The organism is Cyanobacteriota bacterium (assembly GCA_027618255.1).
Lineage (GTDB): Bacteria > Cyanobacteriota > Vampirovibrionia > LMEP-6097 > LMEP-6097 > JABHOV01.
Window position 1 is genome coordinate 1 of sequence record JAQCFG010000067.1, and the last position, 9,255, is coordinate 9,255.

A 9,255-nucleotide genomic window follows, 5' to 3' on the forward strand; every position below is an offset into this window, starting at 1 on the left:
CTGGTCGCAAAGTATTTAATCAAATGCTTGAGGCTTTGAAGGCTGGTGAAGCAGATGGAATTATTGCTTGGAACCCAGATCGTTTAGCAAGAAACTCCAAAGATGGCGGTGAGATTATTTACCAGATAGACAAAGGAGCCATCAAAGATTTGAAATTTCCTACCTATCTCTATGACAATAGTCCTCATGGTAAATTCAATCTCTCACTTGCATTTGGATTCAGTAAACTATTTATCGACAACCTAGTTCAAAATGTCAAACGAGGTATTAGAGAAAAGGTCAAAAGAGGTGAGTATCCAGGCTTGCCGCCAAGAGGATACATCAATAATCCTAAAACACGTGGCATTGATATTGATTCCAGTTGTTTTGATACGATCAAATCACTTCTAGAAAGATATTCAATTGGAGCTAGTTCCATACCAGAGATTAGAGATGAATTATTTGAGCAAAGTGTTAAATCTAAAAGCGGTAAGCCATTAAGCTATAACACGCTTGGCAGTATGCTTCGCAATAGTTTTTATTATGGAGTGTTTAAGCTCAAAGGCGAGCTTCATCAAGGCTCACATCATGCAATGATCAGCAAAGACTGTTTTGATCGTATACAAAGTCGCCTCTCAAACAATGGGCGAATAGTTGATTGGAGCAAAACAACTAGAAACAAAAAGAACTTCTTGTTTAGCGAGCTTGGCAAATGCGGAGAGTGTGGCTTTACCATAATCCGCGAATATCATAAAAAGAAAACTGGAAGTGAGTTTAGATACTATCGTTGCTCAAAGAAGTCTAGAACTTGCAACTGTAAACAAAAAGCCATTAATGAGAAAGATCTAGCTCCTCAAATTGAAGAATCACTCTCTAGAGTAGCTATCAATGATGATTGGTATCAGTGGAGTATGGATGTCATCAATTGCTGGAAGAATGAAGAGCAAGGTGATCTTCATCAGCAAATCCAAAAACATGATCTATTGCTGAAAGAGAACGAGATTAAACTTGAAAGACTACTAGATCTCTATATAGAAGCTGGTCTGACTAATGAAGAATATAAATCCAAAAGAACAAAATAATCAATCAAAATATCGAAATCGACAACAAAATCACTCAAATTAGAGCCAAGTCTAGCGTATGGTTTGAACCGCTAGCTAGCGCTCTTAAAACCAGTAATCAAGCGCATCACAGTATTTCTCAGAAGAATTATACTCAAATGCTTGAAATTTTGAAAACTACAGGTTTGAACCGTAAATTACTTAACCAGAAGCTTAGTATCCAACTGATTAGACCCTTCTGTTTTTTTGACGAAGTTGTTCCGAGGCTTGCAAAGCACAACAGCCCAGAGACGATCTTCCATTACCAAAATATAGAAAGCAATGCTTGGTCTGGGGTTAAGGGAAACGGCACGGTTTGCGGCGAAGCCGCAGACCGTGCTGGTTCCCGGGCGCAAACGCTTACCCTTAGCTCTGCGCACACTGGGAGCCAGCCGAGACAGAGCCACTGCTCTGACGAGGCGGTGTGGACAGCTACTAGGGATTCGGAGCAGACCCTTGACCAGGTAGCGGAGGGCGAAGTCCGAGTTGCCGGTAGCTGCTCAGTGAGTGGGTTATGTGAGGTGGCTGTAGAATGGTACCCCCAAGGGAATTCGAATCCCTGTTGCACGGATGAAAACCGTGTGTCCTAGGCCACTAGACGATGGGGGCACAACAAGGACGATTGACATTATATAACAGCATCTGTCTTCAATGGGGAGAATTCGAGGAAAATCAAGTAATATTTTAGGATCTAGCTCTTCATAGGCTTAAAAAACTAGCCAGTTATCCAGATAGGACATAGAATGATAACTAAGCCATCTTTGTATGGCTTTGTTTTGATGCGTATAAATAACAGAAAAACAAGCAAAAAAAACGATAAGGGATTCACCTTGGTATTTGCTTTGATACTCTGTATTATTTTTTCAACCTTGTTATATAGTAGTTACTATTTGTTGGGAATCAATACCAAGTTTGCTGCTAGGGATATTTTCAAAGCCCAATCTATTTATTTAGCAGAATCTGGCAACAATCGAGCACTTGCAAGCCTCAATGTCAAAACCCTACCCGATATTGACGAAGAGGAAGATGATGATGAAAACGATGATGATGATTTTGATGAATTCGATGATCAGCTTGATGCTCTACTAGGCGCTGATGGAGACGATGACTTCTTTGATGACGAAGAGTTGGATAATTTCTTTGATGATGAAGAATTGGATGACTTAGATTTCGATGAAGGAGATGAGGAGTACGAATTTCTTACCAAAATACCGAGGTATACCAATTTCTACCTTAAAGAACCATTTTACGTCAACATTGATTCAGGCGCCAAAGTGACTGAAGCAACCTACTATTCACTCATTGCTGAACAAAACATTAGACTACAAGCACAAAGAGCACAAAACCCAGAGATCACCGATAGAACTGAGATTCCAATCCAAGAGATTTATTTCCCGCTACCTGAAGTAAACGTACAAAAGATAGGAATAATCAATATAGCAAAAGGGCAACACCTCAAACCTGGATTCAGAGTAGTTTTGGCAGAAAGATCAACGATCAACCTCAAACAAAAAGATATAGTTGATGAATATCTCAACTATGTGCCGCCATTTAATGAGCTCAAGCTACGTCCTGTAGTTAGAGGCATTAGTCCAAATTATGCATATGCTGATGAATTTCTGGATATCTATATTGATGGTGATAATTTACAAAATATATTTCCCGAGATTTCTAGTTCAGACATTAGCTTAATGGAATACAGTGATGGATTGATTTCCGTAGACATAAATCCAAAAGCAAAGCCAGGCAGATATATAATTAAAATTGGACCAAGTAAATCAGAATTCTATATAGTACCAACCAACTCAGAAGGTAGATCTCCTCAAATCGGAGATATCAGACTAAAAGAAGAAAGAGATGGCAATCAACAATTTGTAAAAATGTTTAGCCAAGACACTCTTGACATAACTATTACAGGGGAAGATCTTAGTGATGGCAAAACTCCACCAATCATAGTCCCTGACACAAGTGGTATTACTGTAGATATTCTTAGTTATACCAGAAATAAAATCGAAGCCAAGGTTACAACAACAAAAGCAATCGCTGGTTCTCACTTCCTCACTATTCATACCACTGGTGGTGCTAGTGGTAGCTGGATTTTCAATATTGAAAAAACAATATCCGAATTAGCGATAGATCCTTTTACCGGAAGCTACAGTACGGTACTAACTTTACTAGAAGTCAATTCTCTTTCTAATCTAACACTCAAATCTGATGTCGCGTCTAACCCAAGTGGAAGACCTCAAGCCAATGGAGGCGCTTCAAGACCAAGTAGCGGCGGAGGTTCGGGTCGACCGGGTGGACAAACAACGACTTCCTTAAAGAACAAAAAATTTGATTTGTTGAGATCTGATCTTGAAACTGTTTGGAAAGCAGAAACTATTGCTACCGTAAACAAAATCAATTACAACGAAACCAAAATATTGAGACGCTCAGCACCAAGAGCTAACGCAGCTCTTGTAACTAATACAGAAATCAGTTTTAGCCAAAGTAGTTTGATTATCGAAGGATTATTACAAGCAAGTACATTCTTAGAAGAATCCTCAACATCCGAAGACACTGTGATTCAAGTAGAAGGTGAAGATCCAAATGATGTAAATATTTTTGATAGTAGATCAGAGCTGAATCAAACTCCATTAGTGCCCACCGGAAAAGCAGTTATTGAAAATCTTGGATTAGGAAAGAAACTTAATAATCCTGAAGGTAAAGGTTTCTCTTCAGGAGGAATAATTGCTATTAATTCTTCAAAAACAGGAAGCAATTTTAGTGATTATGCAATTGTCAAAAGTTCTGGTAGCAACACTATCGAGGTTACAGAACCTGGATTCAAGAATGGACATTTCACTGGCGATGAAGTGGTGCAATTTATTCCAGCACTTATTAGCCCAGAAGAGCTCAATGATAGAGAAGCAGCAAGAAGCCTGAATCCACCTGGTGCATTTGTCAATATTACTGGACAAACTAACTTTGAATATGTTTTCAGAACTAGATTGGAGCGTATTGAAGAGTGGTCGGACGCAAAAACAAAAAATACCCAAGTGCCAGAGGATTTTGATTTGGATACCGAGGGTTACTTTGGTCTCAATATTATTGATGGTACTCCAGATTATACTGGTTCAAATGCACTTTATGGACAAGGTGCTTTAATTATCGATACCACTGAAGGTGGTTTCAACCCAAGTGGTGGCACTGTACAAATTGGTGGTAGCTCCAAACTGCCGAGTATTTTTGATGGCGTAATTTATATAATAGGTAAATTACAAATCACTGGACCAACTGAAATCACTGGTGCCATCATTGTTAACTCACCAACCGATGGTGGGACAACCAGAATCGGCGGCACTGGTAATATTAGCTTCAATCAGAACTCAATCAACAAAGCCATACTGGGATTACCTTTTACGGCAGAACCAAGGTCGAGGCGACTTAGCAAAAGTGGCGGACAGGATGAAATCCTCAAAAGAGATAAACAATGAAAAGAAATTCATACGGAGTCACATTAACAGAATTATTAATCAGCTTGGTTGTCATAACTATCAGTCTAATTCCAGTAATTAATTATTTTAATGCTACTCTTCGTCAAAACAACGAAGCTAGAGAGATGACCAAAATTAGATTTCTCGTTGAAGAAGAAATGGAAAAAATAATCTCGCTCAATTACAGGCACCCAAGTCTTGAAGCTCTTGGCAATAACCAAGGTATTTCTCGTTTCGATGAGCGTGATATATATCTAATAAAAACAACTGTCTTGTTTTTGGATCCAGAAACTGGATTAGTACCTGAGGATTACCCGCTACGAATCAAAGACGATACTAACTTGAAGCAGATTACTATTAGTGCTGCAAGGAAGGATAAATTGGGCGGGCAGGTTAATATGGTGTATATAAAGAGCCCATAGGTTATGGCTCGCATACGCTCACTGTGTGAGCTGCATATGGTCGCTCTGCTCTTTTATATCTGTATTGTAGCTACCGACTGGGCATCAACAGTACTTGGCACTTCACTATATGACAGCACAGCAAATTGTGTTAAAGTTCTTTCGATGATCTTGCGTAAGGGCAATCTCACTTTGGCATTGCAAAGAATTACTGGTGGTAAGCCTTGTTCAGTGACGCCTTGATAAGCTTCTTTTAAATTTTCGATGATCGCTTTTGTTTTCATTGGATCTAAGGCCAGCCTGCCCATGTGTACAGAGTTGATCATTTCTTCTTCTACACTTGGATGAAAAGTCACCGCGTTTAATTTACCCTCTGATAAAAACTCGGAGCAGATTTGTCTACCAAGCCCTTCTCTAACTCTTTCAGCAAGATATTCTGGATCTTTGTTTACTTTAGCGTAGCTGATTAAATGCTCAAGTATTGAAGAAAGATCTCTGATTGCAACTTGTTCAGCAAGTAACAACTGTAATACAGCAAGTATCTCACCAGTACCTATCACGTCACTAATTTCAGTAACAATAGTTTCGTTACTCTCTTTAACTTGTTCAAGCATTTTAACAAAATCCTGACGAGAAAGAATCTCACCAGCAAATGATCTGATAATCTCAGTTAAGTGTGTTGCTAGTACAGAACTCGGAGTCGCTACAGTATAACCATTTGTCTCAGCTCTATCACGTTCCGATTCATTCACCCACACCGCTGGTAAGCCGTAACTCGGTTCAGTAGTAGCTTTACCATCAAGTGGCTTGGCATCTTCGTCCACTAATCCAGTGTTTACAGCTAAGAAAGAATTTGGTTCAACAGAACCAGAGGCAATAACCGAACCTCTTAATTTAACTTGATAACAATTAGAAGCAAGTTGCAAGTTGTCATGAACTCTAATAGCAGGCACCGGCAATCCTAGATCAATCATGACTTGACGTCTAATCTGACCTATTCTTTCCATTAGATCTCCACCTTTCTCTTTATCAATTAAATTAATAAGTTTGTAACCAAGTTCAACTTCAATTTGATCAACTTTGAGTAGTTTCATTACAGCATCAGGTGAATTGTCTTGTTCTTTATTACGTAGTCTATTTGTCATGTCATTCTCGTCAAACTCAGCTTCAGTCATCATCTTACCGTCAGGGCCTTTGACCAAGCCTTGAGTAGCTTGTTGTTCTTCTACATACTTTCTAAATGTCCAATAACCAAGACCACCTGCAACCATCATGAAAGGCACGAAAGCACCTTGGATACCAATTCCTAGAATAAACATCGCAATAGCTGAAACACCAATAACTTCTTTGCGGCTAAATAATTGAGCTCCTATATCTTCAGCCAAATTAAGATCTGGCTCAGCTCTAGTAACAATGATACCGGTCGCAACACTGACTACCAAAGCCGGTATTTGCGAAGCGAGACCTTCACCAATTGTAAGCAAGGTATAGGTAGATGCTGCATCTGCAGCACTCATCTTGAGTTGTACCATTCCAATAACAAAACCTGCGGCAATATTAACAACAGCAATAACGATAGAAGCAATCGCATCACCCTTAACAAACTTGCTACCACCATCCATAGTAGAGTAGAAATCCGCCTCTCTGGCAATTTCTTTACGACGCGTTTTAGCTTCGTTTTCATCAATAATTCCGGCATTAAGATCAGCATCTACTGCAAGTTGTTTACCAGGCATACTATCTAAAGCAAATCTAGCAGCAACTTCTGATACTCTACCAGCACCTTGAGTAACCACAATGAAGTTAATCACGAATAAAATCAAGAAGATTATAATACCAACAACAAAATTGCCACCAACAACAAATGAACCAACAGAATGAATCACGTTGCCTGCATAACCGTTTAATAAGATAGATCGTGTTGCACTAATTTCAAGTGCCAGCCTGAGCAAAGTTACAAATAGTAAAATAGTCGGGAAAGTACTAAAGTCAAGAGATTTCCTGACATACATCGTCACCAATAAAATTCCTAGAGAAAAAGCAAAGTTGATTACAAAAGCCAAATCAAGAATGAAATTAGGCAGTGGTACCAAAAGCATGCCCAGAATTATGATTGCAAAAGCTGCAAGCATATTCGATTGATTACTCGCGATTCCGCTAAGTATTTTACCGATTCGTGCAGGATTGAAAACTACTCTCTCTGCCATCAGGACCTCTTAGAAGTCATCATCAAAAATAATGTCTTCCTCTTCATACAGACCCTCAATATTGGCTCTATTTTCAATAGACTCGCTCATTAAAATATCTTTGTTTGAGAAAGGATCATTAACAGCTTCTATTCTCAAAGTGCGATGACCTTCAATCAACTCAATAGTACCTGGTAAATTATTCAATAAACGCAAGTACTCAAAGTTTTCTACGTTGATGTGCATTCTTCTATTAAAAACAACCGTACTTTCTGTTTCGGAACTAAAAACTTCAACCACATAGGCTTCTTCTTCACTTTGAACCTTGTCATCAATGACATCAGTATATTTAACATGATCAAAACCGCGAAGCAGTCTCATCATATCTTTTTTAGACGTGATTACTCCAACGCCAACTATGCAAGGAATTTGTTTTTCTCTTTTTTCGTTCATGGGATTTTCTCCTATTGAATAACAAGACCAAGCCTGAGCCTGGTTAAGTCCTTATTAAAATTAAGCCCGATATTTTGGCTTTTATAACTAAAATTGAAGCTTCGTCAATATGGAGCTAGACCATCTGGACTAGGCTTATTGACTGATTTATTGAAGCCGTCCACTAGAGATCCTGATCATCATTACAATAAGCTTCTTCAAGCCCAGTAATTTTGTCCCAATAAGAATTTTCAAAAGCATCAGCCACCTCAAGATATATACACAGCGCTCCGGTTTTATCATAATAAAGATCTCCTGCTCTAGGATCAAGAGGTGCCTTTTCTAATGGAGACAAACTTAAAAGTCCAGTGATATTTACCTTCTCACTATTCAAAGTTAAAGAACTATTACTTGAGATCTGAGCATCTTGATTTAAATTCAAACTATTAGTGTCATCAAGTTTGAGTAAGTCTAAATCATCAGTATCAATTGTAACAATCTCGCCTTGTTCATTTGTCGTAAGTAATTTACCTGTAGTAAGTTCAGCAAGTCTTAGAACCCTGGCTGACAAACTACCTGAAATCAAAGCGTCACCTGCAACATCTAATTTAGCTTTGGGTTCACTGTGACCAATTGCAATATTGCCACTAGTGCCTAGTCCCTCACTTGGACCCACAAACAAAGTTGCTTGATCGCTATTAAAACCGATTGCAAGACTGTCAGAGATAGAGTTATTCAACCTAGCCTCATCATTTTGACCTGAACCAATAACAAAGGCTCTCTGACCTGATGCTTCTACAAAATTGCCAATCGCAACAGAGTTGCTGGCACTTGTTTGAGTAATTGCCCTAGTACCAATTGCGATTGAACTATCTGCATCAGCTTCTGAGCCACTACCAATTGCTACAGCTGCAATACCAGCAGACTTGGATCTATAACCTAAAGCGCTTGAATAATCAGCCTGGGCTATAGTTCCATAACCCAAAGCTTGGGCTGTATCACCTTGAGCAAGTGCTCTAAAGCCAGAAGCAAGCGACGCTCTTCCAGCTGCTTTTGACTTAAATCCTCTTGCACTTGCAAATCTACCACTAGCCTCAGTTTCAAAACCTTGGGCAAATGATCTCTCACCACTAGCACGCACTGAAGTTCCAATTGCAATTGCGTTAATTCCTGTCGCCTCAGTATCTTCACCAAAACTAAAACTCGTTTCTTCTTCTACTGTATTAACTACTATTGGAACTTCTTCCTCAATGAGTTCAGACTTAGTTTCTTTAATAAGTTCAGCAATAATTTCTTCAGCCAAGTCTTCACCAACCAGCTCTTCAATTTGAGCAATATTGCTTTCAAGTTCAGAAATCGCATTTTCTACAACAATATCTGAATCAAGACTTGCTACTTGCTCAGAAGAAGGATCTTCTTGCTCTACAACAGTTTCCTCTACCGCGTCATATAGATATGGCGCAGCTGGAATGTCTCTTGGCAAGCCAGTTGCCTCAGCACTTGCCAAGCGTCCTTGATTATTGTTTGAAATTATCGTGGCGTTTGAATCTGCATCGCCGCTTGTATCTACTACTCTTGCAACACCCGTTGGATCAGCACTTGCCAAGCGTCCTTGATTATTGTTTGAAATTATTGTTGCGTTTGAATCTGCATCGCCGCTTGTATCTACTGCTCTTGCAAG

General features: G+C 39.2%; 6 protein-coding genes and 1 tRNA gene. 3 read left to right on the forward strand and 4 right to left on the reverse strand.

From position 1 onward, the window contains the following. Positions 1 to 1,061 (forward strand): recombinase zinc beta ribbon domain-containing protein (locus O3C63_08480; GenBank protein MDA0772964.1); only part of this gene is annotated, 1,061 nt, incomplete at its 5' end. 551 nt (positions 1,062 to 1,612) lie between these two features. Here O3C63_08480 and O3C63_08485 read toward each other — a convergent pair. After that, positions 1,613 to 1,688, reverse strand: a tRNA-Glu gene (locus O3C63_08485). A 134-nt stretch (positions 1,689 to 1,822) separates the two neighbouring features. Between O3C63_08485 and O3C63_08490 the strand changes: the two genes are divergently transcribed. Together O3C63_08490 and O3C63_08495 are read left to right on the forward strand one after the other, a co-directional pair. Next, positions 1,823 to 4,555 (forward strand): hypothetical protein, encoded by a 2,733-nt coding sequence (locus tag O3C63_08490; GenBank protein ID MDA0772965.1) that lies wholly within the window; start codon positions 1,823 to 1,825, stop codon positions 4,553 to 4,555. Then, complete coding sequence (locus tag O3C63_08495) at positions 4,552 to 4,977, forward strand: prepilin-type N-terminal cleavage/methylation domain-containing protein (protein MDA0772966.1); 426 nt, start codon at positions 4,552 to 4,554, stop codon at positions 4,975 to 4,977. The genes O3C63_08490 and O3C63_08495 overlap by 4 nt, the downstream gene beginning before the upstream one ends. A 53-nt stretch (positions 4,978 to 5,030) precedes the next feature. On the opposite strand, the gene O3C63_08500 is transcribed toward O3C63_08495, so the two are convergent. From O3C63_08500 to O3C63_08510, 3 genes are all read right to left on the reverse strand, one after another. Then, on the reverse strand, positions 5,031 to 7,163 hold the full coding sequence (locus O3C63_08500; protein MDA0772967.1) for a flagellar biosynthesis protein FlhA: 2,133 nt from the start codon (positions 7,161 to 7,163) through the stop codon (positions 5,031 to 5,033). Between the two features lie 9 nt (positions 7,164 to 7,172). After that, positions 7,173 to 7,595, reverse strand: a complete 423-nt coding sequence (locus O3C63_08505; GenBank protein ID MDA0772968.1) for a hypothetical protein — start codon at positions 7,593 to 7,595, stop codon at positions 7,173 to 7,175. 163 nt (positions 7,596 to 7,758) lie between these two features. Beyond that, positions 7,759 to 9,255 (reverse strand): hypothetical protein (locus tag O3C63_08510; protein ID MDA0772969.1); only part of this gene is annotated, 1,497 nt, incomplete at its 5' end.